The 24,746-nt window shown below is 68.4% G+C and carries 27 protein-coding genes; 16 read left to right on the top strand and 11 right to left on the bottom strand.

What is annotated here, in order from left to right; translation table 11 throughout:
* Positions 1 to 144 precede the first annotated feature (144 nt).
* A complete protein-coding gene (locus D3H34_RS20460; protein ID WP_119556080.1) occupies positions 145 to 609 on the bottom strand; it encodes a GNAT family N-acetyltransferase in 465 nt (154 codons plus the stop codon).
* Between the two features lie 113 nt (positions 610 to 722).
* Here D3H34_RS20460 and D3H34_RS20455 point away from each other — a divergent pair, with 113 nt between their 5' ends.
* Complete coding sequence (locus tag D3H34_RS20455; RefSeq protein WP_119556079.1) at positions 723 to 1,751, top strand: aldo/keto reductase; 1,029 nt, start codon at positions 723 to 725, stop codon at positions 1,749 to 1,751.
* Positions 1,752 to 1,808: 57 nt separating this feature from the next.
* Entirely contained in the window at positions 1,809 to 2,984 is a 1,176-nt protein-coding gene (locus D3H34_RS20450; RefSeq protein ID WP_119556078.1) for an NAD(P)/FAD-dependent oxidoreductase, read from the top strand.
* Here the strand turns inward: D3H34_RS20450 and D3H34_RS20445 are convergent.
* Positions 2,981 to 4,084: an oxidoreductase gene (locus D3H34_RS20445; RefSeq protein WP_119556077.1), complete on the bottom strand. Its 1,104-nt coding sequence runs from the start codon at positions 4,082 to 4,084 to the stop codon at positions 2,981 to 2,983. The genes D3H34_RS20450 and D3H34_RS20445 overlap by 4 nt on opposite strands.
* A complete protein-coding gene (locus tag D3H34_RS20440; RefSeq protein ID WP_119556076.1) occupies positions 4,081 to 4,482 on the bottom strand; it encodes a RidA family protein in 402 nt (133 codons plus the stop codon). Before D3H34_RS20440 ends, D3H34_RS20445 begins: the two co-directional genes overlap by 4 nt.
* Positions 4,483 to 4,619: 137 nt before the next feature.
* On the opposite strand from D3H34_RS20440, the gene D3H34_RS20435 reads away from it, so the two are divergent.
* Positions 4,620 to 5,522, top strand: coding sequence for a LysR substrate-binding domain-containing protein (locus D3H34_RS20435; RefSeq protein WP_119556075.1), 903 nt, complete (start codon positions 4,620 to 4,622; stop codon positions 5,520 to 5,522).
* Between the two features lie 8 nt (positions 5,523 to 5,530).
* Complete coding sequence (locus D3H34_RS20430; protein WP_119556074.1) at positions 5,531 to 6,826, top strand: acetyl-CoA hydrolase/transferase family protein; 1,296 nt, start codon at positions 5,531 to 5,533, stop codon at positions 6,824 to 6,826.
* Between the two features lie 24 nt (positions 6,827 to 6,850).
* Here D3H34_RS20430 and msrA read toward each other — a convergent pair whose 3' ends face one another.
* The 4 genes from msrA to D3H34_RS20410 all read right to left on the bottom strand — a co-directional run bounded on the left by msrA (position 6,851) and on the right by D3H34_RS20410 (position 9,428).
* Positions 6,851 to 7,552 (bottom strand): peptide-methionine (S)-S-oxide reductase MsrA, encoded by a 702-nt coding sequence (gene msrA / locus D3H34_RS20425; RefSeq protein WP_119556073.1) that lies wholly within the window; start codon positions 7,550 to 7,552, stop codon positions 6,851 to 6,853.
* A 97-nt stretch (positions 7,553 to 7,649) separates the two neighbouring features.
* Positions 7,650 to 7,901 carry a pentapeptide MXKDX repeat protein gene (locus D3H34_RS20420; protein WP_119556072.1) on the bottom strand — a complete coding sequence of 84 codons (252 nt, stop codon included), beginning with the start codon at positions 7,899 to 7,901 and terminating at the stop codon, positions 7,650 to 7,652.
* 112 nt (positions 7,902 to 8,013) lie between these two features.
* On the bottom strand, positions 8,014 to 8,808 hold the full coding sequence (locus D3H34_RS20415) for a molybdopterin-dependent oxidoreductase (RefSeq protein WP_119556071.1): 795 nt from the start codon (positions 8,806 to 8,808) through the stop codon (positions 8,014 to 8,016).
* On the bottom strand, positions 8,805 to 9,428 hold the full coding sequence (locus tag D3H34_RS20410; RefSeq protein ID WP_119556070.1) for a cytochrome b/b6 domain-containing protein: 624 nt from the start codon (positions 9,426 to 9,428) through the stop codon (positions 8,805 to 8,807). Before D3H34_RS20410 ends, D3H34_RS20415 begins: the two co-directional genes overlap by 4 nt.
* A gap of 97 nt (positions 9,429 to 9,525) precedes the next feature.
* Between D3H34_RS20410 and D3H34_RS20405 the strand changes: the two genes are divergently transcribed.
* Positions 9,526 to 10,257: a response regulator transcription factor gene (locus D3H34_RS20405; RefSeq protein WP_119556069.1), complete on the top strand. Its 732-nt coding sequence runs from the start codon at positions 9,526 to 9,528 to the stop codon at positions 10,255 to 10,257.
* On the top strand, positions 10,257 to 11,732 hold the full coding sequence (locus D3H34_RS20400; protein ID WP_119556083.1) for a sensor histidine kinase: 1,476 nt from the start codon (positions 10,257 to 10,259) through the stop codon (positions 11,730 to 11,732). Before D3H34_RS20405 ends, D3H34_RS20400 begins: the two co-directional genes overlap by 1 nt.
* Positions 11,733 to 11,743: 11 nt before the next feature.
* On the opposite strand, the gene D3H34_RS20395 is transcribed toward D3H34_RS20400, so the two are convergent.
* A complete protein-coding gene (locus D3H34_RS20395) occupies positions 11,744 to 12,229 on the bottom strand; it encodes a YcxB family protein (RefSeq protein WP_119556068.1) in 486 nt (161 codons plus the stop codon).
* A gap of 77 nt (positions 12,230 to 12,306) precedes the next feature.
* Here D3H34_RS20395 and D3H34_RS20390 point away from each other — a divergent pair, with 77 nt between their 5' ends.
* Entirely contained in the window at positions 12,307 to 13,230 is a 924-nt protein-coding gene (locus tag D3H34_RS20390; protein ID WP_119556067.1) for a crotonase/enoyl-CoA hydratase family protein, read from the top strand.
* Between the two features lie 21 nt (positions 13,231 to 13,251).
* On the opposite strand, the gene D3H34_RS20385 is transcribed toward D3H34_RS20390, so the two are convergent.
* The gene (locus D3H34_RS20385) at positions 13,252 to 14,163 is read right to left on the bottom strand and encodes a transglutaminase family protein (RefSeq protein WP_286185979.1); all 912 of its coding nucleotides are present in this window, start codon (positions 14,161 to 14,163) and stop codon (positions 13,252 to 13,254) included.
* Between the two features lie 106 nt (positions 14,164 to 14,269).
* Between D3H34_RS20385 and D3H34_RS20380 the strand changes: the two genes are divergently transcribed.
* Positions 14,270 to 14,599, top strand: coding sequence for an antibiotic biosynthesis monooxygenase family protein (locus tag D3H34_RS20380; protein ID WP_119556065.1), 330 nt, complete (start codon positions 14,270 to 14,272; stop codon positions 14,597 to 14,599).
* 14 nt (positions 14,600 to 14,613) lie between these two features.
* Here the strand turns inward: D3H34_RS20380 and mnmC1 are convergent, their stop codons facing one another.
* Both mnmC1 and D3H34_RS20370 read right to left on the bottom strand, forming a co-directional pair.
* A complete protein-coding gene (mnmC1, locus tag D3H34_RS20375; protein WP_286185978.1) occupies positions 14,614 to 16,437 on the bottom strand; it encodes an FAD-dependent 5-carboxymethylaminomethyl-2-thiouridine(34) oxidoreductase MnmC1 in 1,824 nt (607 codons plus the stop codon).
* A 7-nt stretch (positions 16,438 to 16,444) separates the two neighbouring features.
* Complete coding sequence (locus tag D3H34_RS20370; RefSeq protein WP_119556063.1) at positions 16,445 to 16,717, bottom strand: oxidative damage protection protein; 273 nt, start codon at positions 16,715 to 16,717, stop codon at positions 16,445 to 16,447.
* Between the two features lie 138 nt (positions 16,718 to 16,855).
* Here D3H34_RS20370 and D3H34_RS20365 point away from each other — a divergent pair, with 138 nt between their 5' ends.
* From D3H34_RS20365 to D3H34_RS20330, 8 genes are all read left to right on the top strand, one after another.
* On the top strand, positions 16,856 to 17,905 hold the full coding sequence (locus D3H34_RS20365) for a sulfate ABC transporter substrate-binding protein (protein WP_119556062.1): 1,050 nt from the start codon (positions 16,856 to 16,858) through the stop codon (positions 17,903 to 17,905).
* 99 nt (positions 17,906 to 18,004) lie between these two features.
* Positions 18,005 to 18,589 (top strand): NADPH-dependent FMN reductase, encoded by a 585-nt coding sequence (ssuE, locus tag D3H34_RS20360; protein ID WP_119556061.1) that lies wholly within the window; start codon positions 18,005 to 18,007, stop codon positions 18,587 to 18,589.
* 121 nt (positions 18,590 to 18,710) lie between these two features.
* Positions 18,711 to 19,742: a sulfonate ABC transporter substrate-binding protein gene (locus tag D3H34_RS20355; RefSeq protein WP_119556060.1), complete on the top strand. Its 1,032-nt coding sequence runs from the start codon at positions 18,711 to 18,713 to the stop codon at positions 19,740 to 19,742.
* 23 nt (positions 19,743 to 19,765) lie between these two features.
* Entirely contained in the window at positions 19,766 to 20,725 is a 960-nt protein-coding gene (locus D3H34_RS20350) for a sulfonate ABC transporter substrate-binding protein (RefSeq protein ID WP_119556059.1), read from the top strand.
* A gap of 147 nt (positions 20,726 to 20,872) precedes the next feature.
* Positions 20,873 to 22,042, top strand: a complete 1,170-nt coding sequence (ssuD, locus tag D3H34_RS20345; protein ID WP_119556058.1) for an FMNH2-dependent alkanesulfonate monooxygenase — start codon at positions 20,873 to 20,875, stop codon at positions 22,040 to 22,042.
* An 8-nt stretch (positions 22,043 to 22,050) separates the two neighbouring features.
* The gene (ssuC, locus tag D3H34_RS20340; protein ID WP_119556057.1) at positions 22,051 to 22,908 is read left to right on the top strand and encodes an aliphatic sulfonate ABC transporter permease SsuC; all 858 of its coding nucleotides are present in this window, start codon (positions 22,051 to 22,053) and stop codon (positions 22,906 to 22,908) included.
* Between the two features lie 11 nt (positions 22,909 to 22,919).
* Complete coding sequence (locus D3H34_RS20335; protein WP_119556056.1) at positions 22,920 to 23,879, top strand: aliphatic sulfonate ABC transporter substrate-binding protein; 960 nt, start codon at positions 22,920 to 22,922, stop codon at positions 23,877 to 23,879.
* A gap of 4 nt (positions 23,880 to 23,883) precedes the next feature.
* Positions 23,884 to 24,714: an ATP-binding cassette domain-containing protein gene (locus tag D3H34_RS20330; RefSeq protein ID WP_119556055.1), complete on the top strand. Its 831-nt coding sequence runs from the start codon at positions 23,884 to 23,886 to the stop codon at positions 24,712 to 24,714.
* Positions 24,715 to 24,746: the final 32 nt, after the last annotated feature.

Here is a 24,746-nt window from a genome sequence, read left to right as displayed (position 1 = left end):
CCACCACCCCCTCCGCCGCCGCAACCTGAGAGCCCCAGCAGCAGGGCGCAGCCCGCTGTGAACATGAGCCGGCGAAGAATCCCTCTTGTCTGCATGTGCTGTTCCTTGATGGTGATGACAGTGGCGGCGGAAGCCGGGCTGATCTTAGGGGCGATGCGGTGTCGCCGTCTTCTGCATGAACACGCTCAACGGATCGTCCGGATAGTCGCCGAAGCGCTCGCGCCGCGCATACCCCGCGCGCGCATAGAACGCGAGCGCTTCGGGCTGGCTCACGCCCGTCTCCAGCCGGAACAGGGCGCATCCGCGCGCCGCGGCCTTGCCTTCGAGAAAGCCCAGCACCTTGGCCGCCACGCCTTGTCCGCGGTTCTGCGGTCGCACATACATGCGCTTGAGTTCGCCGTAGCCGGGGTTCATGACGAGCGCGCCGCAGCCGACGGCCGTGCCCGCCGTATCGCGCGCGACCGCGAAGAGCACGTGCGCCGCCGACAGTGCCTCGATGTCGATGCCGTAGTGGCTCTCGGGCGGGTACAGCGGCTTCTGGTAGGCATCGAGGTCGTCGATGAGCTGGATGACGTCGGGCTGGTCGGGGTGTTCGATCGATATCTGCATCGTTCGATCGTAGCGAGCCGATGGCAAGTCGAAAGGCGCAAAGCCCGGCGCGCGACGGGGTTCTCGGCGTCGGCCAACAATGGCCGCGTCATCCACCTCGAAGGAGTAGAACTTTGGAATACCGTCATCTGGGCAAATCGGGCCTGAAGGTCCCCGTGCTGAGCTTCGGCACCGGCACCTTCGGCGGCAAGGGCGAGTTTTTCAGCGCCTGGGGCAGCACCGACGTGGCCGAGGCGCGCACGCTGATCGACATCTGCATGGACGCCGGCGTGAACATGTTCGACAGCGCCGACGTCTACTCGGGCGGCGCCGCCGAGTCGGTGCTGGGCGAGGCGATCAAGGGGCGTCCGCGCGACCGGCTGCTGATCTCGACCAAGGCCACCTTCCGTAGCGGCGACGGGCCGAACGACGTGGGCTCGTCGCGCCATCACCTCGTGCAGGCGGTCGATGCCGCGCTCAAGCGGCTGGGCACCGACTACATCGACCTGTTCCAGCTGCACGGCTTCGATGCGAGCACGCCGGTGGAAGAAACGCTGTCCACGCTCGACGACCTCGTGCGCGCGGGCAAGCTGCGCTATGTGGGCGCATCGAACTTCTCGGGCTGGCACCTGATGAAGTCGCTGGCGGTGTCCGAGCAGCGCGGCTACGCGCGCTACGTGGCGCACCAGGCCTACTACTCGCTGGTCGGCCGCGAGTACGAGTGGGAGCTGATGCCGCTCGCGCAGGACCAGGGCGTGGGCGCCGTGGTCTGGAGTCCGCTGGGCTGGGGCCGGCTCACGGGCAAGATCCGCCGCGGTCAGCCGCTGCCCGCCAACAGCCGCCTGCACGTGACGGCCGACATGGGCCCACCGGTGTCCGACGAACTGTTGTACCGCGTGGTCGATGCGCTGGAGAAGGTCGGCGCCGAGGTCGGCAAGACCGTGCCGCAGGTCGCGCTCAACTGGCTGCTGCAACGCCCGACGGTGTCCACGGTGGTGGTCGGCGCGCGCGATGCGGCGCAGCTGCGCCAGAACCTCGGCGCCGTGGGCTGGAAGCTCACGCCGGAGCAGGTCGCAGAACTCGACGCGGCCAGCACAACGACGCGCACCTATCCGTACTGGCACCAGCGCGGTTTCGCGGAACGCAATCCGTCGCCGGTCTGACCTTGCCGGGGTATCGTCGGGCCTTGCGACGATCTGTTGCGGCAAGGAGGGCATCGCATGCGTCGGGTGGTCATCATCGGCGGCGGGGCCATCGGCTCCGCCATCGCCTGCTTTCTCAGTGAGTCCACGGAGGCGGGCGAGGTCTTCGACATCACCGTGGTCGAGCGCGACTTCGCCTACACGCAGGCATCGTCCGCGCTGTCCGCCAGCTCGATCCGCCAGCAGTTCTCCAGCCCGATCAACATCGCGATGTCGCAGCACGGCATCGCGTTCTTCCGCGACATCGGCGAACGCCTGCGGGTGGGCGACGACACGCCCGACATCGGCCTGGTCGAACCCGGCTACCTGTACCTGGCCTCGGATGCGGGCGAGGCGGTGCTGCGCGAGAACCATGCGCTGCAGAAGGCGCATGCGGTCGACGTGGCGCTGCTGGCGCCCGATGAACTCAAGGCGCGCTTTCCGTGGCTCTCAACCGACGGGTTGGTGTTTGGTTCGCTGGGCCTGTCGGGCGAGGGCTGGTACGACGGCTACAGCCTGCTGCAAGCCTTCCGCCACAAGGCCGTGTCGCAAGGCGTGCGTTACGTGCAAGCCCACGCCACGGGCCTGCGCCGCGACGGTCGTCGGCTGACCGGCGTGGTGCTCGATGCGGGTGGCGTGATCGAAGCCGACGTGGTGGTCAACGCCGCGGGCGCCTGGGCCGCGAAGGTCGCGGGCTGGGCCGGCATCGCGCTGTCGGTGCATGGCCGCTGCCGCAGCGTGTTCAGCTTTTCGTGCCCTGAGACGCTGCCGGGTTGTCCGCTGCTGATCGATCCTTCGGGCTTCTGGTTGCGGCCCGAGGGGCGGCAGTTCATCTGCGGCTTTGCGCCGCCCGCCGACCAGGACCCCGACGACGCACCACTCGAAGTCGATCACCGCGCCTTCGAGGAGATGCTGTGGCCCGCGATGGCCGCGCGCGTGCCTGCCTTCGAGGCGATCCGCATGACGGGTGCCTGGGCCGGCTACTACGAGATGAACGTGTTCGACCACAACGCGATCCTCGGCTTGCACCCGGACTGCGACAACCTCTACTTCGCGAACGGCTTCTCGGGCCACGGGCTGCAGCAGTGCCCTGCGGCGGGGCGCGGCATCGCCGAGCTGATCCGCTTCGGCGGCTACCGCAGCCTCGACCTGTCGCCGTTGTCGTTCGCGCGCATCCTGGAGAACCGTCCCTTGCTCGAGAAGAACGTCATCTAGCCTTGCTGCTCGGCCGGCTTGATGTCCCCCAAGGGTGACAGGAGCGCCGGGTCGAATGCGGCCAGCGCGCGGCCTTCCGTCAACCGCTTCGGCCAGTCGGGGTTGGACAGGGCACCACGCCCCAATGCCACGAAGTCAGCGCCATCCGCGAGCGCCGCCGCGGCGCGCCCCGGATCGTGCAGGCTGCCGTTGGCGATGAGCGCAATGCCGGGCGCATGGCGGCGTGCCAGTTGCAGCAGGCTCGGCCCCGCATCGCCAAAGGCCGGGCGCCAGGCTTCGAACTCGGTGACGTGCAGGTAGTCGATGCCGCTGCGCGCCAGGGCCTCGAACACCGTCGCCGCACCGGCCCCGGCTTCCGGCCACTTGTGGCCGAAGTCGTTGACCTTGCCTTGCGAGATGCGGACTCCGACCGGCGCCGATGTGCCCAGCATCTGCCGTACGGCGCGAACGACTTCGACGGTCAGATGTACGCGCTGGTCGAGCGCGCCGCCCCAGCGGTCGGCTCGTGCGTTGGTGTGGCCGGTCATGAATTGGTCGAGCAGGTAGCCGTTCGCGCCGTGGATTTCCACGCCGTCGAAGCCCGCCACTTCCACGGCCAGCAGCGCGGCCCGGGCGAAACCGTGAATGGCCTCGGCGATGTCGGCATCGGTCATTGCGCGGGGCACGGGGTACTCGCCTTCGCCGCGATAGGCCGTCATCTGCGTGCCCGACGGGCGCAGCGCCGACGGCCCCGCCGTGTGATCGCGAAAGCGGTTGAACTGAGACAGTGCGCCCGCATGCATGAGCTGCGCGATGACGCGCCCGCCCGCGCCCTGGATCGTCTTCACCACCGGACGCCATGCGCGGGCCTGTTCGCCATCGCTCAGGCCCGGTTGGCGAAAGTAGCCTTGCGAATAGGCTGCATCGGTGTAGATGCCTTCGGTGACGACAAGGCCGAAGCCGCCTTTCGCGAAGCGCTCGTAGTAGCGGGCCATCGTGGCATTGGCATGCCCTTCGGGCGAGGCGCTGACGCGCGTCATCGGCGCCACGGCCAGCCGGTTGGGCAACTGCAGGCCGTGCAGGTTCGCGGGAGCGAACAGTGGCGAGGCCGGCGTGCTCATCGGGCGTCCCCGGGGCCGACGGCGATGGCTTCGATCTCGATCATCGCGTCGGGCGAATACAGGCCCGAGACCTCGACGATGGTGTCGGCCGGGTAGGGCGCCGAGAACCACTTCCGGCGCAGTTCGACGATCTTCGGAAAGTTCGCCATCGAGGTCAGGAAGATCGTCACCTTCACCACGCCGCCCAGGCTGGTGCCGGCCGCGCGCAGCACGCGGTCGAGGTTCTTGAAGGCCTGCTCGGCTTGGCGGTCGAAGTCGCCCTTGCCGACGATCTCGCCGTCGTCGCCGATCGCGGCCTGGCCCGAGACAAAGACGAGGTTGCCGAGCTGGATGGCCTGCGACAGCAGGAACGGCGCATAGGGATCGGGTTGCGTGTGGATTTGCTTGAGGGCTTGCATGGTGGGCTCCTGATGGTGAATTTGGAATCAGCCGTGGAAGGAATCATTTCCTGCGACAACTGAAGTGTGGGGACGAAGAGATGCGCCGACAAAGGCTCGTTTTTCAGGCGACAGATGAATTGAGCTAATCTGTCTGCATGCGAAGACTTCCTCCTTTGGGTGCATTGCGCGTGTTCGAGGCCGCGGCCCGCCGGCTGAGCTTCAAGGCGGCGGCCGACGAGCTGCACGTCACACCCACCGCCGTCAGCCACCAGATCAAGCAGCTCGAGGAAGCGCTCGATGTGCGCCTGTTCGAACGCGGCACGCGCCAGGTCCACCTGACTGCCGCCGGCCACCAGCTGTTTCCTGCGCTGCGCGACGGGTTCGACAGCTTCGAGCGCGCCGTCGACGGCGTGCGCCGCCTGAAGGGCACGCGCATCGCCACGCTGTCGTCCACCGTCGGCTTCATGGCGCGGCGGCTGGCGCCGCGCGCGGGAACCTTCCGCGACCTGCACCCCGGATGGACGTTGCGGCTGGACGCCACCAACGAGGTCGTCGACCTCGACACCGAGGCCGACGCGGCGATCCGCTACGGCAACGGGCGCTACGCCGACCTGGTCGTCGAGCCGCTGTTCCAGGACCGCTACGCGCCGGTCTGCAGCCCCGCGCTGGCGGTCGCGGCCAGGAAGGATCTGCGCGCCGTTTCGCTGATCCACTTCGAATGGGGCCGCGCGGGCCGCGACGAAACGCTGGCGCCGGTGTGGCGCGCCTGGCTCGCGCGCGCCGGCCGCACCGACGTCGACGCGCAGGCCGGGCTGTCGTTCACCGAGGAGATCCACGCGGTGCAGGCCACGGTCGCGGGGCAGGGCGTCGGCCTGCTGAGCCTTGCTCTGGTGGCCGACGAGTTGGCATCGGGCCTGCTGGTGCAGCCCTTCGAGCTGTCGGTCGAGAGCTACCGCTACGACCTCGTGTACAGCCCGCGCGCCGCCAGCCGGCCAGCGACGGCGGTGCTGCGCGACTGGGTCCACCGCGAGTTCGGCGGCGGCGAAAAGAAGGCATAGTCCGGGGCATGACTGCCCAGACCCTGTACGCGCAAAAGCGCGTCTCCGCCGCCGATGCCGTGCGCCAGGTGCGCAACGGCGACATGATCATCGTGCCCACGGGCGTCGGCGAGCCGCCTGCGCTGCTCACGGCGTTGTCCGAGCAGCGCCGCGACTTCCGCGACGTGAAGGTGGCGCAGATTCTTGCGATGCGCAAGTACGCCTACATCGACCCCGAGACGGTCGAGCATGTGCGGCATGTCGCGTTCTTCTTCGGCGGTGCCACGCGCGTCGGCGGGCAGGCCGGCTGGATCGACTTCATTCCCAACTACTTCTCCGAGATCCCGTCGCAGATCGAGCGCGGCCAGATCCCGGCCGACGTGGTGTTCAGCATGGCCTCGCCGATGGACGCGCACGGCTACTTCGCGCTGAGCCTGGGCCCCGACTACACGATGGCCGCCGTGGCGAAGGCGCGCGCGGTCGTGCTCGAGGTGAACCCGAACGTGCCCTATGCGCACGGCAACTGCCACGTGCACATCTCGCAGGTGGCGGCGCTGGTCGAGAGCACCGAGCCGGTGATGGAAGTCGGCTTGCCCAAGATCGGCCCCGTGCAGGAAGCCATCGGCAAGCACGTGGCCGACCTGATCGACGACGGCTCGACCCTGCAGATCGGCTACGGCGGCATTCCCGACGCGGTGGTGATGCAGCTCACGGGCAAGCACGACCTGGGCATCCACACCGAGATGATCGGCGACGGCATCCTCACGCTGGTGGAAAGCGGCGCGGTCACCAACCGCCGCAAGAACTACCTGCCGGGCAAGTCGGTCGCGACCTTCGCGCTGGGTTCGAACAAGCTGTACCGCTTCATGGACCGCAACCCGGCGCTCGAGATGCATCCGGTGAACTTCACCAACGACCCGGCGCTGGCAGGCCTGAACGACAACCTCGTGGCCATCAACGCGACGCTGCAGATCGACCTGCTGGGGCAGTGCGGCTCCGAGAGCCTGGGCCATGCGCCGTACTCGGGCACGGGCGGGCAGTCGGACTTCGTGCGCGCGGCCAATCGCTCGCGCGGCGGCAAGGCCTTCATCGTTCTGCCCTCGACGGCAAAGGACGACACCATCTCGCGCATCGTGATCTCGCTCTCGCCGGGAACGCACGTGAGCACGAGCAAGAACGACATCAACTACGTCGTCACCGAGTACGGCGTGGCGCAGCTGCGCGGCAAGTCGGCCAGGCAGCGCGCACAGGAGCTGATCGCCATTGCCCACCCGAACTTCCGGGCACAGCTGACCGAAGAGGCGAAACGCGCGAAGTTGTTGTGAGCGTGGAGTGACCCAGGGCGCTGATCAACCCGCCTTGGTCGCCCGCACCAGCGACGGCTTGGCCTTGTAGCTTTCGGGGAACAGCTTCTTCAGGTCGTCGATCTTCGGCAGGTCGTGGATCGCGATGTAGGGCTGGTTCGGGTGCAGCGTGAGGTAGTCCTGGTGGTAGTCCTCGGCCGCATAGAAGGCCTTGGACATCTCGACCGTCGTCGCCAGCGGCTTGCCGAAGGTCTTGGCCTGGTTCAGTTGGGCGATGTAGGCGTTGGCGATGCGGGCCTGCTCGGCGTTTTCCGCGAACACGGTGGAGCGGTACTGCGGGCCGGTGTCGGGGCCCTGGCGGTTGAGCTGGGTGGGATCGTGTGCCACCGAGAAGTAGATCTGCAGCAGCTTGCCGTAGCTGACCTTGCGCGGGTCGTAGCTGATGCGCACGGCCTCGGCATGGCCGGTGCGGCCGGAGCCGACTTCGTCGTAGCGGGCGGTGCGGGCCTCGCCGCCGGCGTAGCCCGACAGCGCATTGCTGACACCATCGACGCGCTGGAACACGCCCTGCACGCCCCAGAAGCAGCCGCCCGCGAAAACAGCCGTGGCGGTGGTGGCATCTGCTGGTGCGGCGAGGTCGACCGACGGCGCGGGCACGCGGCGCGTGGTCTCGGCGAAGGAAGGGGCTGCATGCCAGGCGAAAGCGGCGGCGGCGAGCGAGCCGGCGGCGATGGCGAAGGATTTCATGGCGGTCTTTCGTAGGGAGCGCATGGAGGGGAGACAGTGGCCCCGATCCCGCCGGCCGTCAATGGCGGCGGAACCAGGGCATCGAAGCGAAGAGGGGTTACTTCTTCATCTCGTCCTTGCCCATCGCGTCCTTCTTCATTTCATCCTTGCCCATGGCATCTTTCTTCATGCCGTCTTTGGCCATGCCGTCCTTCTTCATGGCGTCCTTGCCCATGGTGTCTTTCTTCATGCCGTCCTTGGCCATGCTGTCCTTCTTCATTCCATCCTTGGCCATGTCGTCCGCGGCAAAGGCCGAGGCGCCGGCGAAGGCCATGCAGGTGGCGAGGAGGGTGGCGGTGAGCTTGTTCATGTCGGTCTTCCTGAGTTGAGGTTGGATGTCGTTGTCATCAAAGATCGGCGCGGTCCCAGGTCGAGACACGGCCTCGCGCTTTCTTCGGCAGTCGAGCGGCTGCGGCAGCCCCTCAGCTCCCTCCGAACCAGTTGTAGCCCTGGTCTTCCCAGTAGCCACCGGGATAGGTGTTGGTCACGTACATCGCCTGGATGTGCTTCGGGTTCTTGTAGCCAAGCTTGGTCGGCATGCGCAGCTTCATCGGGAAGCCGTACTTCGGCGGCAGCGGCTGGTCGTCGTAGCTCAGCGCCAGCAGCGTCTGCGGATGCAGCGCCGTGGGCATGTCGATGCTGGTGTGGTAGTCGTCCGCGCACTGGAAGCCGACGTACTTCGCGCTCAGGTCCGCGCCGACGTGGCGCAGAAAATCGGCAAAGCGCACGCCACCCCACTTGCCGATGGCGCTCCAGCCTTCCACGCAGATGTGGCGTGTGATCTGGTCCTGCTGCGGCAGGGCGCGCAGTTCGGCAAGCGTCCAGCGGCGCTTGTCGGCGACCATGCCGCTCACCTCGAGGCGGTAGGTGGCTTCGTCGACCTCGCGAATCTCGTCCTCGCCGTAGTAGGCGTTGAACGGAAAGGGGCGCGTGATCTCGGCCTCGGTGTAGGTCGGCGCCAGCCGCGTCGGGCTGAAGAGCCAGCCCTGCACTTCGTCGTTGAAGCGCGAGACCTTCGTCAGCGCGGCTTCCACGTGGCTGTCGTCGCTGATGCTGCAGCCGGTGAGCATCGAGAGGCCACCGAGGGTCAGCGAGCGGCGCAGGAACAGGCGGCGCGAAGGCGCGTCCAGCTGGCGCTCGATGAGTGCGCGGGCTTCGCGCACCACGGCGTCGCCGTCGACACCGGTCAGGGGAGGGCGTTTGAAGAAGAGGCTCATGGGGTGTGGGGCGCGCGACCGCGCAGCATGGTGAGCAAAGTGCGGGGAACGAGCGCCACCATCACGAGGTGCACCGCGACGAAGGCCACCAGGGCTGCCATCGCCACGAAGTGGACGCGGCGCGCGGCTTCGTAGCCGCCCAGCAGCTCGCGCAGCAGCGGAAACTGCACCGACTTCCACAGCACCAGCCCCGACAGCACGATCGCGACGAGGTCGACGATCACGAACAGGTAGGCCAGCTTCTGCACATGGTTGTAGTGGCGCGGGTCGGCGTGCGAGAGCCTGCCGCCGAGCGCGGCCCGCGCATCGCGCCATATGCCGGTGGGCGTGAGCGGGAAGAACTTGCGTGCGAAGCGGCCGCTGGCGATGTTCAGGCCCAGATAGACCAGTCCGTTGAACACCAGCAGCCACATCGCCGCGAAGTGCCACTGCAGCGCGCCGCCGAGCCAGCCGCCGAGCGTGATCGAGGCCGGGAAGCGGAAGAAAAAGAAGGGCGCTGCGTTGTAGATGCGCCAGCCGCTGGCCACCAGCACCAGCACTGCCAGCGCGTTGAGCCAGTGCGTGGCGCGCATCCACAGCGGGTGGATCGGTCGGTTGTCGGGGGTGGTGCGTGTCTGCATGAGCCGGATTGTTGGGCGCACCCCCTCGCCGATTCATCACGCAAAGTTCAAAGAATCGTGATAACTCCGGGGGCCGTCTCGCGGGACAATCGCGGCCATGGACACCGCCAAACGCGTGCTGATCGTCGAAGACGACGCCCACATTGCCGAACTGCTGCGCATGCACCTGCGTGACGAGGGCTATGCGGTCGAGCATGCCGCCGACGGCAACGCCGGCCTGCGCGCACTGGAGCGCGGCCACTGGGACGCGCTGGTGCTCGACCTCATGCTGCCCGGCATCGACGGCCTCGAGATTTGCCGCCGCGCCCGCGCCATGGCGCGCTACACGCCCATCATCATCGTGAGCGCTCGGTCCAGCGAGGTGCACCGCATCCTCGGGCTCGAACTGGGTGCCGACGACTACCTGGCCAAGCCCTTCTCGGTGCTGGAGCTGGTGGCGCGCGTGAAGGCGCTGCTGCGGCGCACCGACGCGCTGGCGCGCAACGCACGGCTGGAGTCGGGCAGCCTCACGCTGGGCAACCTCGACATCGAGCCGCTGGCGCGCGAGGTGCGCGTCGATGGCAAGCCCATCGAGCTCACGCCGCGCGAGTTCGATCTGTTGTACTTCTTTGCGCGCCATCCCGGCAAGGTGTTCTCGCGCCTGGACCTGCTCAACCAGGTCTGGGGCTACCAGCACGACGGCTACGAGCACACGGTCAACACGCACATCAACCGGCTGCGCACCAAGGTCGAGGCCGACCCGGCCGCGCCGCGGCGCATCCTCACGGTGTGGGGGCGCGGCTACAAGCTCGCGGCCGACGACGTGGCGCCGAAGGGTGATCCTCCATGATGGCCTGGGCCACGCTGTCGCGGCGCCTGTCGATCGCGTTCGCGGTGCTGCTGCTGGCCTGCTGCGGCGCCTCGGCGTGGCTGCAGATGCGCGCGGGCACCCAGCACGCGCAGGAGGTCACGCAGCGCCTGTCGCTGGGGCTCGCGGCGCACATCGCGCAGAACACCGAGCTGATGAAGCCCGGCGGCCTCGACCCGGTGGCGGTGAAAGACCTGTTCGACAAGCTGATGACCGTCAACCCCAGCGTGGAGGTCTACGTGCTGGGGCTCGACGGCCGCATCGAAGCCCAGGCCGCGCCGCCGGGCCACCTCAAGCGCGACAAGGTGGCGCTCGAGCCGATCCGGCGGTTGTTGGCCGGCGAACGGCTGCCCATCGCGGGCGACGACCCGCGCAGCCTCGACGCGTCCAAGGTCTTCAGCGCCGCGCCGTTGCGCATGGGCGGGCGCGACGCCGGCTATGTGTACGTGGTGCTTCAAGGCGAAGACCACGACGCGCTGGCCGCGAACCTGTCGGCCGACACCGTGCTGCGCACCACGCTGTGGTCGATGGCCCTGGTGGCGCTGCTGGGCCTCATCGCCGGGCTGGTGGCGTTCCGCCTCATCACCCGGCCGCTGCGCGAGCTGACAGCGGCTGTGCGCCGTTTCGAGGCCGAGGGCATCGAGGCGCTGGAACGCGAGGCGCCCATGCCCGCACCGCCGCGCCGTGCCGACGACGAGATCGCGCAGCTGCAGCAGGCCTTCGAGCAGATGACGCGCCGCATCGCCGAGCAATGGCGCGAACTCAGCCTGCAGGACCGCCAGCGCCGCGAGCTCTTCGCCAACATCTCGCACGACCTGCGCACGCCGCTCACGTCGCTCCACGGCTACCTCGAGACGCTGCTGCTCAAGGCCGGCACGCTCAGCGAGGAAGAGCGCCGCCGCTACCTGGAGATCGCGCTCGGCCAGAGCCGCAAGGTCGGCCGGCTCGCCCAGGAAGTGTTCGAGCTGGCGCGGCTCGAATACGGCGTGGTCAAGCCCGAGAAGGAGAACTTCGCGCTCGCCGACCTCGTGCAGGACGTGTTCCAGAAGTTCGAGCTGGCCGCCGAGGCGCGGCGCCAGCAGCTCAAGCCCGACATCGCGCCCAACCTGCCCGTGGTGTCGGCCGACCTCGGCATGATCGAACGCGTGCTGACCAACCTGCTGGACAACGCCATCCGCCACACACCGGCCGGCGGCGAGATCGAGGTGCGCCTGCGTCCGGCCGAGGCCGGCGTGGCGGTGCAGGTGAGCGACACCGGGCCGGGCATTCCGGGCGAGTTGCAGAAGGGCCTCTTCACACGCCCGGCCTTCGCCGACGGTGGCACGCGCGGCGGCGGGCTGGGGCTGATGATCGTGCAGCGCATCCTGCAGCTGCACGGCAGCGACATCCGGCTCGTGCCACAGCCGGGCAAGGGCGCGGTGTTTCTCTTTCGGCTCGGAGGCGCGGCGGGACGCTGAGCTGCGTCCGGTCAGGCCTCGGGGCCGACGTGCCGGTTCAACCGATCGATGAGCCCCTGCAGGTCGAAGCCCTGCGCCGCCACCGACTTGGGCACGATGTGGAAGAGCCTGGGCATCACATAGATCAGCACGAAGCGGTCGCTCTGCCGCCACTTGAGGACATGCGTCCAGACGATCGTGCCGCCGCCGTGCGGCGCGCTCAGCCGCAGGCCCTCGTCGAGCAGCTCGGCGCTGAATTCCTCCTGGATTGCCTTGTACTTGCGGTAGTGCCTGCGAGCCAGCACCGGGGCCAGCGCCATCGAAAGCAGGATCACGCCGGTGCCGCCGACAAGCCCGGCGATCGCGAAGGGCCGGAACGCGCGCCCGCCGAGCCACGCGGCGAGCACGAGCACGGCAGTCATGCCGATCAACAGCGCCCAGCGCATCGGGCTCATCCGCGCGAACAGCTTCATCGCGGCGGCGTAGTCGTCTTCGGAGATCCTGAAGCGGGCAGTCATGGGCGATGGGTGGTTTGCAGGTGGGCGACGGTCGATGCTACAAGGACGGCGCGACCCAACCACAGGAGACAAGAGACATGCCCGCTTTCGAGACCGTCCTGATCGACAAGGACCCGCAGCACCCGCGCATCGCACGCCTCGTGCTCAACCGCCCCGAGAAGCTCAACGCCATCGGCGACACCACGCCGACCGACATCCGCCGCGCCGTCGAATGGGCCGAGGCCGACGACGAAGTCCATGTGATCGTGGTCGAGGGTGCGGGCCGCGCTTTCTGCGCCGGCTACGACCTGGGCGACTACGCCGAGGGCCACGGGCGCGAGGGGCAGGGCGATCATCCGTGCCGGCAGGAGAAGACGCCGTGGGACCCGATGCTCGACTACGCCGCCATGAAGCGCAACACCGAGGACTTCATGTCGCTGTGGCGCTGCCGCAAGCCGACCATCGCCAAGGTGCACGGCTATGCCGTGGCCGGCGGCAGCGACATCGCGCTGTGCTGCGACCTGCTCACGATGGCCGACGACGCGCGCATCGGCTACATGCCCACGCGCGTGTGGGGCTGCCCGACGACCGCGATGTGGACCTACCGGCTTGGCGCGCTGCGCGCCAAGCAACTCATGTTCACCGGCGACACCATCACCGGCACGCAGGCGGCCGATTGGGGACTGGCCAACTTCGCGGTGCCGGCGGCGCAGCTCGACGAGGCCACGCTGGCACTCGCGCAGCGCATCGCGGGCGTGCCGAGTTCGCACCTCATGATGCACAAGATGGTGGTCAACCAGGTCTGGCATTCGATGGGGCTGGAACAGACCCAGATGTTCGCCACCGTGTTCGACGGCATCACGCGGCACAACCCCGAAGGCATGTGGTTCCGTCGGCAGGCCGAGGTTGAGGGGTTCAAGAGCGCGGTGCAGTGGCGCGACAGCGGCCGGCCGATTCCCGAAGGTGACGAGGCCCGCGCGCGCATCGCCGAGTTGGAGGCGAAGCTGGCCGCGCGCGGCTGAGCCCGGTTGGGGCGCGGTGGCTCAGCCGCCCTTGCGACGCTTCACGATCACCGTGGCCTCGAGGCCTTCGTAGGCTTCGGCGTCGCCGTACCAGCTGCCCGAGATGGGCGCCGCCAGCGCGGGGTCGCGCGCCACGCCCACGCGGATCAGCTGGCCGCTGCCCATGAGGTTGTTGGTGGGGTCGAAGGCCAGCCAGCCCACGCCCGGCAGGTAGGCCTGCAGCCAGGCGTGCGTGCTGCCGGCGCCGGTGACCGAGTCGCCGGGCGCCTGTTCGGCGGCGTCGTTGTCGAGCGCCGCGTCGTAGAGGTAGCCCGAGACAAAACGCGTCGCGATGCCCAGCCGGCGCGTGGCTTCCATCATCAGCAGCGCGTAGTCGCGGCAGCTGCCGCTGCCCAGTGCGAGCGTTTCGAGCGGCGTCTGCGTGCCTTCCTCGTCGCGCGCCTTGTACTGGAAGTTCTGGCCGATGTGCGCGTTCATGCGCGTGAGCACCTCGCGCGTGCTGTTGGGCTGGTCGGTGTGCAGGAACTGGTGGGCCCAGCGGATCAGCGTGCCGTTGGCGTCGTCGTCGTGGTACGGGCGCAGGTAGTGCTCGAGGTCCAGTCGTTCCTCCACCGAATAGGCAAAGGGCAGGAACTCGGCCGACGGGTCGAGCGTGAGCAGGTCGCGCTGCGAGGGCGGCACATGCTCGATGGTGAACGAGCAGACGATGCGCAGCTCGGTCGCTTCGCCTTGCGGCTGCACCAGCGCGACGGAGTTCGAGTACGGGTCCTGAATGAGCCGCGTGTGGGCCTGCGGGCTCACCTGCAGGTCGGTCGCGAGCACCCGCAGGTCGTGGCTGTCACGCGGACGGAACATCACGCGGTGCAAACCGAAGGTGACCGGCTGGTTGTAGCGGTAGACGGTGGTGTGGGTGATGTCGTACTGGATGGCCATGGCGCGCATTGTGCTGCGTCGATGCGACAACGGGTGGTCCGCGGTGCACGGTGGTCGCAGAATCAGCCCCGTCCTAGCATGTTCGCCCCGGGAGAGCCCATCCGCCATGTACGCCGCCACCTTCGTCTTCGCCAAGAAGCAGTTCGACGACGAATTCCATCGCCTCGACCAGACCATCGCCGCGGCCGCGAAATCGCTGCCGGGCTACCTGGGTGAAGAGAGCTGGGAGAACCCGGGCAACGGACTGGTCTCGAACGTCTACTACTGGGATTCGCTCGACCACCTGCAGGCGCTGATCCGCCACCCGGTCCACCAGCAGGCCAAGGCGGCGCAGGCGAACTGGCTCGACGGCTACCGGGTCGTGATTTCGGAGGTGGTGCGGATCTACGGCGACAGCCGGATCGACCATCTGCTCGCGCCTTCGGGCGCGCCCTGACCGAACCGAACAGCCTAGAGGCGCTGCGTGCCCAGTGCCTTGGCGAGCGTCGCGGGCAGCGGCAGCGGTTCGCCGTGCCACTGCGCGGCCAGCAGCTCGGCACACAGCACCGCGAAACTGAGGCCGCGCGAACCCAGGGCGGTGCAGACCCACAGGCCTTCGCCGTCATCCGGCGTGACGGGCCCGACCAGCGGGCGGCGGTCGCCCGAGGCGCAGCGCACGCCGACCCAGGCCTCGTCCTCGCGGTGCTCGAAGGTGCCCGCGAGTGCCACGGCGGCGGCGGGATGCAGCCGCGCCAGGCGCTCGCGGTTGGCCAGGCGTTCGTCGTCGGTGGCGGCAAGCTGGGTGCTGTCGCGGTCGAAGGTGGCGCCGATCAGCCAGAGCGGGTCTGGCGAGCCTTCATCCGGAACGCCGGCGATGAGGTGGCCGTCGCCGTTGACCGGCGTGGTCGGCAGCGACAGCGCATCCGAGGCATGACCCCAGGCCACCTGGCCGCGCACGGGCTGCAGCGGCAGTTGCGGTGCGAAGCGGTACGAGTCGAAACCCGCAGCCACGACCACGCGGTCGGCATCGGCGAGCACGCCGCCGTCCGCGTCGCGCAGTTGCCAGCCACCAGGGTGGCGTTCGATGCCGGCCACGCGGGCGTTGCCTTGGAAGGTGACGCCCGATTCGCGCAGCCAGGCTGCGATCAGGCGATGTGGCCGCACCCAGGCGGCACGCGCGTGCCACAGGGCGTGGGCATCGGCGGGCAGCCCTGTGGCGGCCAACTGTTCGGCGCTGGCAGGCCAGGTCTCGTTGGGACCATCGACCTGCCAGCCGCGCGGCACCCGGACGTCGCCGTCGGGCCGTCGCTCCATCGCGCCACTCGCCCGCCAGTCGTGGCCGGCAACGAGCAGGCGCTCCAGTTCGCGCCAGGTGAGGCGGATGCCCGCGCGGGTGAGCCGCGAGAGCAGGGCGTCGTCGGGCGAGACATGGGGCGCCATCATGCCGACCGGCAGCGCGGAGGCGCCGCTGGCCGGCTGCGGCGCCGCATCGAGCACCGTGACGCGCCATCCGCGCCGCGCCAGGCTGGCCGCGCCCGCGGCGCCCGCCAGGCCGGCGCCAACGACCGCGCAATGTCCGGGTGTGTCGAGGCTCGCGCGCACCGGTTCGCGGCGGCGGACGGTCCAGGCCGGCGCGAACTCGCCGCGCAGGACGCCGGTCGCGCTTGCGGCGTCCGGACGGTCTTCGAATTGGAAGCCGTTCTGCGTCAGTGCCCCCCGCACGGCGTCGCCTTTGCCGTCGTTGACACAGGCCGCCACGCGCGTGCCTTGCCGTGCAAAACGCGACACCGCCTTGAGCGTGTCGCCCGACCACGGCAGGGGGCTGGCGCCGTCGAGGTAGATGCTGTCGGCCTCGAAGCGCTGCGCGCGCAGCATCGGCTGCAGCTCGCCGACGCACAGGGTCAGCAGCACGCGGCCGTCGTCGAACGCCAGCCGATGAAAGCCTGGCAACAGGCCGTGCCACTGCGCCGCCAGTTCCCGGGCCAGCCGCGCCAGGTCGGGAAACGCTTCGGCCGCGCGGAGCAGGTCGTCAGGCGAGACCGGGGTGGCCTCGATCGAGACGAAATGCAGCAGGCGCGGGCGCGCGGGGTCCGCGCGCCAGGCCTGCCAGGTTGTCAGGAAATGAAGGCCCGGCCCGAAGCTGGTTTCGAGAATCCGCCATTGCGAACGCCCCGACCAAGCGGCGGGCAGGCCGCAGCCGTCCAGGAACACACGGCGCGAGAGCGCCGATGCGTCGGTGTCGAGGGGGAGGATGTCGCCGGAGCGCGCGCCGAGCGGGGTGCCGTCGGCGGCCACGCCGGGCTCAGGCTGCAGGGGGAACGTAGCCTTGCGCCACGTCGGCGCCTTCGCCGAAGAAGTGCTTTTCCATCTGGCGTGCCAGGTACTGGCGGGCGCGCAGGTCGGCCAGGTTCAGCCGGTTTTCATTGACCAGCATGGTCTGCTGCTTGAGCCAAGCGGCCCAAGCTTCCTTGCTGACGTTTTCCCACAGGCGCTTGCCCAGGTCGCCGGGGTACGGCGGAAAGTCGAGTCCTTCGGCCTCTTTGCCGAGCTTGATGCACTGAACCATGCGTGCCATTTGATTGCCTCTTGTGGGGGAAAGCGGGTGCTTAGTTGATTTGGCTATTTAGAACTGAAAACTTGGTCGTTCCAGTTCCTATATGTCGTATTCAGAATACGTGGCTTCATTGATATGCCTTTTTAAGAGCAAGACACCATGAGCCTTCGCCGCGACTTTATCAAGCTTTCCCTGGGTGCCGGCGTGGCCGGTGCCTTGGCCCTGTCGGCATTGCCGTCGTTTTCCCAGGGTGCGGCGGGTGCCAAGGGTCCCGTGACGCTGCTCAACGTGTCGTATGACCCGACCCGCGAGCTGTATGTGGACTACAACCAGGCCTTCGCCAAGTACTGGAAGGCCAAGACCGGGCAGGACGTGAGCATCAAGCAGTCGCACGGCGGCTCGGGCAAGCAGGCGCGCTCGATCATCGACGGCATTGACTCCGACGTGGCCACGCTGGCGCTCGGCGGCGACATCGACGCGCTGGCCACGCACGGCGGCCTCGTCAAGGCCGACTGGCAAAAACGCCTGCCGCACAACTCCGCGCCCTACACTTCGACCATCGTGTTCCTGGTGAAGAAGGGCAACCCCAAGGGCCTGAAGGACTGGAGCGACCTGATCAAGCCCGGCGTGCAGGTCATCACCCCCAACCCCAAGACCTCGGGTGGCGCCCGCTGGAACTACCTGGCCGCCTGGGAATTCGCCAAGCGCAAGTACGGTGGCGAGGCGCAGGCCAAGGAATTCGTCGGCAACCTGTACAAGAACGTGCCCGTGCTCGACACCGGCGCGCGCGGCTCCACGATCACCTTCGTGCAGCGCGGTGTGGGCGACGTGCTGCTGGCCTGGGAGAACGAGGCCTTCCTGGCGCTGAAGGAATTCGGCCCCGAGAAGTTCGAGATCGTCGTGCCCTCGCTGTCGATCCTGGCCGAGCCCAGCGTGGCGGTGGTCGACAAGGTCGTCGACAAGAAGGGCACGCGCGCCGTGGCCGAGGAGTACCTGAAGTACCTGTACTCCGACGAAGGCCAGGACATCGCCGGCCGCAACTTCTACCGCCCGACCTCGGACAAGGCCAAGGCCAAGTACGACAAGCAGTTCCCCAAGCTGACGCTGGTGACCATCGACCAGGCCTTCGGTGGCTGGGCGAAAGCGGACAAGGAGCACTTTGCAGACGGCGGCTCCTTCGACCAGATCTACGCACCCAAGCAGAAGTAAGCGCAGCAGTTCCGGAATCGATCGCTGGTGGCACCCCGTGGGAGGGCGCCGGGGATCGTTTCGTCCTGAATTTCCCCTGAAGACCAACGAAAGTTTCTCGTGTCCGTTCTCCTGATTGCCGGCAGTCCCTCGGCCCCGTCCCGCTCCACCGCCTTGCTCGACGCGGTGGGCGAGCGGCTGGCCCAACGCCATGCGCGCATCGAGCGGCTCGCGATCCGCGACCTGCCGGCGCAGGCGCTGCTGCTGGCCGAATGGGCGCATCCGGCCATCGAGCGCGCCGTTGCCCAGGTGGCGGCGGCCCGCGTGATCGTGGTGGCGACGCCGGTCTACAAGGCGGCCTACAGCGGCGTGCTGAAGGTCTTTCTCGATCTGCTCTCGCAGAACGCACTCAAGGGCAAGACGGTGCTGCCACTGGCCACCGGCGGCAGCCCGCACCACATGCTCGCGCTCGACTACGCACTGCGCCCCGTGCTGCAGTCGCTGTCGGCGCGCCACATCCTGCCGGGTGTCTACGCGAGCGATTCGCAGATCGCGCTGACACCCGAGAACGCCTACCAGGTGCACCACGACCTGGCGGAGCGACTCAACGAGGCCGTCGAGGTGTTGGCGACCGAAGGCCTGAAGCTGCCGGCCACCCACGGCTTCGAGCCGGTTCCTTTCTCCCGTGTGCGATGTAGCGTTTGACGACCGGGTTCCTCGCTGAACCCGGCCCCGCCAGACCTCTTTCCGTCCCCCGTTTTTCGACGCCGCCTGTGTGCGGCCGGGGGATCGCTTTGCCTCTCGTTTTTGCACCAAGGAATTCCGCATGACCCCCGTCGCTCCCGAAGACTCCGTGTTCGAAGTCCCGCCGCGCTCCTTCTGGCAGGCGCTGCGCGACCTGGCCGTGAGCGCCATCGTCGTCACTGCCATCGCGCTGATCGTGAGCTTCATCGCCGCCGCCTCGGCGCATGCCCAGACCAAGGGCAAGGGCGAGCTGCGCATCGGCTACCAGAAGTCGGCCAGCCTGTTCGTGCTGCAGAAGGCACAGGGCACGCTCGAGAAGAAGCTCGCACCGCTGGGCTTCGGCGTGAAGTGGGTCGAGTTCCCAGCCGGGCCGCAGTTGCTCGAAGGGCTGAACGTGGGCGCGGTCGACGTGGGCTATGTCGGCGAGGCGCCGCCCATCTTCGCGCAGGCCGCGGGTGCGAAGTTCGTCTACTTCGGCTACGACCCGGCCGCGCCGCGCGCCGAAGCCATCCTCGTCACGAAGGATTCGCCCATCGCGTCGGTCGCCGACCTCAAGGGCAAGAAGGTCGCGCTCAACAAGGGCAGCAACGTGCACTACCTGCTGGTGAAGCAGCTGGAGAAGAACGGCCTGAAGCTGTCCGACATCCAGCCCGTGTACCTCGCACCCGCCGACGGCCGCGCCGCCTTCGAGAGCAAGAACGTCGACGCCTGGGTGATCTGGGACCCGTTCCAGGCCGCCGCCGAGAAGGCCACCGGCGCCCGAGTGCTGGCCGATGGCACCCCCGGCGTGGTCAACAACTACCAGTACTACCTGGGCGAGCGCGGCTTCGTGAAGAACAACCCGAAGGTGATCGACGCGCTGTTCGCCGACTCGGTGGAGCAGGGCATCTGGCTCAAGAAGAACCTGCGCCAGGCCGCCGAGCTGATCGCGCCGCTGCAGGGCCTGCCGGTGGACGTGGTCGAGCTGGCACTGCGCCGCTACGAGTTCAACGTGAAGCCGATCACCGCCGCCGTCGCGGCCGACCAGCAGCAGATCGCCGACACCTTCCACGCGCTGAAGCTCATTCCCAAGCCCATCAAGGTCAGCGACGCCGTCGTCACGGCCCAGCCCTGAGCAGTTTCAAAGGATCACTCCGCATGACCCGCATTGCCATTCCCCGCCGCCGCCTGCTCCAGGGCGCGGCCGCCGCCCTCGCGCTGCCGTCGTCGTTCGCTGCACTGGCGCAGGCTCCCGCGCGCCAGTTCCGCATCGGCCACCAGAAGGGCTACCTGAGCCTGCTCAAGGGCCGCGGCACGCTCGAAAAGCGCCTCGCGCCGCTGGGCGTCACCGTGAAGTGGACCGAGTTCACCGCTGGCCCCGTGCAGCTCGAAGCGCTGAACGTCGGCTCGATCGACTTCGGCGATGTCGGCGAAGCACCACCCATCTTCGCGCAGGCCGCCGGCGCGCCGCTCGCCTACGTGGGGGCCACGGTGCCACGCCCGAAGACCGAGGCGGTGCTGGTGCCCAAGGGCTCCGCCATCCAGACCGTGGCCGACCTCAAGGGCAAGAAGATCGCGCTCAACAAGGGCTCGAACGTCCATTACTTCATCGTCAAGCTGTTCGAGAAGCACGGCCTGGCGTACAGCGACCTGAACCTGGTCTACCTGCCGCCGGCCGACGCGCGCGCCGCCTTCGAGAAGGGCTCGGTCGACGCCTGGGTGATCTGGGACCCGTTCCTGGCCGCCGCGCAGCAGTCGCTCGACGCGCGCATCCTGGCCGACGCCGTGGGTGTCGTGGGCAACCGCGCCTACTACTTCTCGTCGCTCGACTACGTCGCAAAGAACGCCGACGTGCTGGCCATCGCGATCGAAGAGATCAACAAGGTCGACCAGTGGGGCTCGGCCCATCGCAACGAACTGGCCGCCGAGCTGTCGGCGCTGTGGGGCCTGCCCAAGGCGGTGGCCGACCTGTCGCAAAGCCGCACGGCCTACGGCACCGCCCCGATCACCAAGGCCATCCTGGCCGAGCAGCAGCAGATCGCCGACACCTTCTTCTCGCTCAAGCTGATCCCCCGAAAGATCAACGTGCTCGAGGCCGCCGGCGCGGGGATCGCGTGATGGCCATGTCGAGCGTCTTGCCCGAACGCGCCGGCCAGGTGCTCGCCGTCACGGCGCGCGCCTGGGGCGTGGTGGCCGCGCCCGCCGGCCGCCTTCCTCTTTTTGCCCTCTGAACGAAACGAACGCGAAACGAACGAGAGCCCTCCGATGCAGATCTTCTGGTTCCTCCCCACGCACGGCGACAGCCGTTACCTCGGCACGAGCGAAGGCGCGCGCGCCGTCGACCTGCCGTACCTGCAACAGATCGCCGGCGCCGCCGACCACCTCGGCTACGAAGGCGTGCTCATTCCTACCGGCCGCTCCTGCGAAGACCCGTGGGTGATCGCCTCCAGCCTGATCGGCGCGACAAAGAAGCTCAAGTTCCTGGTCGCGGTGCGACCGGGCCTGCACCAGCCCAGCCTGGCCGCGCGCATGGCCGCGACCTTCGACCGGCTCTCGGGCGGTCGCCTGCTCGTGAACCTCGTCACAGGTGGCGACCAGGCCGAACTGGAAGGCGACGGCGTGTACCTCGACCACGCGGCGCGTTACGAGCAGTCGGCCGAGTTCATCCGCATCTGGCGCGAGATCATCACCCGCAGCCACGAAACCGGCACCTTCGATTTCGAGGGCAAGCACCTGAGCGTGAAGGGCGCGCGTCTGCTGTTCCCGCCGGTGCAGAAACCGCATCCGCCCGTGTGGTTCGGTGGTTCGTCCGCTGCGGCGCATGACCTCGCCGCCGAGCAGGTCGACGCCTACCTGACCTGGGGCGAGCCGCCCGCGGAAGTGGCCAAGAAGATCGCCGACGTGCGTGCACGCGCCGAACGCCAGGGCCGCACCGTCGAATTCGGCATCCGCCTGCACGTGATCGTGCGCGAAACCGAAGACGCCGCCTGGAAGGCCGCCGAAGAACTCATCAGCCGTGTCGACGACGAGACCGTCGCGCGTGCGCAGGCCGCCTTTGCGCGCATGGATTCCGAAGGCCAACGCCGCATGGCCGCGCTGCATGCGGGCGGCGCCAAGCGCGGGCGGGCCGATCTGGAGATCGCGCCCAACCTCTGGGCCGGCGTGGGCCTGGTGCGCGGCGGCGCGGGCACGGCGCTGGTCGGCGATGCCAAGACCGTGGCGGCGCGCATCGAGGAGTACGCCGCGCTGGGCATCGGCAAGTTCATCTTCTCGGGCTATCCGCACCTCGAAGAGGCCTACCGCTTCGCCGAGCTGGTGTTCCCGCTGCTCTCGCGCAAGGCGCGCACGCAACTGGCGGGCGGCTCGCTGAGCGGCCCCTTCGGCGAGGTCGTCGCCAACCTCGATGCGCCATCGCGGCTCGTCTCGCAAAGCTAAGGACCGGCATGACTGAACAAGTACAGGAGTTGCCGGCGGTGGCGCCGGCATCGAACAGCGGGGACGCCGGCGGCTCGCTGCGAGGCTTCGGCCTCAACGTCGCGAAGCGGCTCATCCCGTGGCTGGTGCCCGTGGGGCTGATCGTCGTCTGGCAGATCGCTTCGTCGCTGGGCTGGCTCAGCACGCGCGTGCTGCCGGCACCGCTCGACGTGGTCAAGGCCGCGTGGACGCTCACCGTGTCCGGCGAGCTGTGGACGCACGTGAAGGTCAGCGCGGGCCGTGCACTCGCGGGGCTGGCCATCGGCGGCGGCGCGGGGCTGGCGCTGGGCCTGCTCACCGGCTCGGTGAAGTTCTTCGAGACGCTGCTCGATTCGACCATCCAGATGGTGCGCAACATCCCCGCGCTCGCGCTGATTCCGCTGGTGATCCTCTGGTTCGGCATCGACGAATCGGCCAAGCTGTTCCTGATCTCGGTGTCGGTGTTCTTCCCGATCTACCTGAACACCTTCCATGGCATCCGCAACGTCGACCCGCAGCTCATCGAGATGGGACGCACCTACGGTCTCTCGCGCTGGCAGCTGTACCGCGAGGTGATCCTGCCGGGCGCACTGTCGTCGATCCTGGTGGGCCTGCGTTTCTCGCTGGGCCTGATGTGGGTGATCCTGATCGTGGCCGAGACCATCTCGGCGCAGGCCGGCATCGGCTACCTCACGATGAACGCCCGCGAGTTCCTGCAGACCGACATCGTGCTCGTGGGCATCCTGCTGTACGCGCTGCTCGGCAAGCTGGCCGACCTGTTCGCGCGCGGCCTGGAGCAGTGGTGGCTGCGCTGGCATCCCGGCTACCAGAAGAAGCCGGCGAAGTGAGGGCAGGGCACATGAACCACACCATTTCCCGACGCACGGCCATCGCCACACTGGGGGCGCTCGGCGCCACTGCGGTGTTCGCGCAGCAGCAACGCCCCGCCACCGTGCGGCTCGGCTACCAGAAGTCGTCCACGCTGATCGCGTTGTTGAAGGTGCAGGGCACGCTCGAGAAGCAGCTCGCGCCGCTGAACGTGACGCTGAGCTGGCACGAATTCACCAGCGGCCTGCCGCTGCTCGAAGCGCTGAACCTCGACAACCTCGACATCAGCGCCGACGTGGCCGACACCGTGCCGGTGTTCGCGCAGGCCGCAGGCGCCGAGCTGACCTTTCTCGCGCAGGAAGCACCGTCGCCGGCCGCGCAGGCCATCGTCGTGCGCGACGAATCGCCGCTCAAGACCGTGGCCGATCTGAAAGGCAAGAAGGTCGGATTCGCCAAGGCGGCCGGCGCGCACTACCTGCTGATCGCCGCATTGGAAAAGGCCGGCCTGTCGTTCAAGGACATCGAGCCTGCATACCTCACGCCGGCCGATGGCCGCGCCGCCTTCGAGAAGGGCGCCATCGACGCCTGGGTCGTGTGGGACCCGTTCCTGGCCGCGGCCCAGCGCCAGTCGAAGGTGCGCATCCTGGCCGACGGCGCGGGCATCGCGTCGTACCAGCGCTACTACCTGGCGAGCACCAAGTTCGCGAAGGCGCGGCCCGACGTGCTGCGCGTGGTCTACGCCGAACTGGAAAAGACCGGCAAGTGGGTCAAGCAGAACCCGAAGGAGGCGGCGGCCTTGCTCTCACCCGTGTGGGGGCTCGACGCCCCGACCATCGAGCAGGCCAACAGCCGCCGCAGCTACGCGGTGCGACCGGTGGCGGCGGGTGGCCTCGCCGAGCAGCAACGCATCGCCGATGCCTTCTTCGCCGAGAAGCTGCTGCCCAGAAAAATCAATGCGCTGAATGTGGCGCTTTTCAACCCCGGGGCCTGAGTCCATGAGTGCCGTTCTGAAAGACATCCAACCCCAGGCCATTGCCGGCGGCGTGCGCCTGGAGGCGCGCGGCCTGCACAAGCGCTACGGCGCGCGCGACGTGCTGCGCAACACGCAGCTCACCATCGAGCCGGGCCAGTTCATCGCCATCGTCGGGCGCAGCGGTTGTGGCAAGAGCACGCTGCTGCGGCTGATCGCGGGCCTGGAAGAGGCCAGCGCCGGTGCGCTCTACACCGACGGCAAGGCCGTCGACGGCCTGCACGACGACACCCGCATCATGTTCCAGGAGGCGCGCCTCTTGCCCTGGCGCCGCGTGCTCGACAACGTGACGCTGGGCCTGCCGAACGATGCCAAGGCGCGCGGCAAGGAAGTGCTCGCGCAGGTCGGCCTGGCCGATCGCGAGAACGAGTGGCCGGCGCGCCTGTCGGGCGGCCAGCGCCAGCGCGTGGCCCTGGCGCGCGCACTGGTGCATCACCCGCGCCTGCTGTTGCTCGACGAACCGCTGGGCGCGCTCGACGCACTCACGCGCATCGAGATGCACCGCCTCATCGAGAACCTGTGGCAGCGCCACCGTTTCACCGCGCTGCTGGTGACGCACGACGTGCAGGAAGCCGTGGCCTTGGCCGACCGCGTGATCCTCATCGAGGACGGTCGCATCGCGCTCGACGAGAACATCGCGCTGGCGCGTCCGCGCTCGCAAGGCGACCCGGCCTTTGCCGCCATCGAAAAACGAATCCTCGACAGGGTGCTGCAGAAGTCCGAAGAGACCGATGCCGAGAGCACCGACGCCAGCTGGCTGGCCACGCCCGCGCATGCCCTGCGCTGGGCGGTCTGAGCCTCTTCATTCCCATCCGCTTTCCCTTCCGC

Source organism: Acidovorax cavernicola (assembly GCF_003581445.1).
This window is presented reverse-complemented; position numbering and strand designations above follow the sequence as displayed.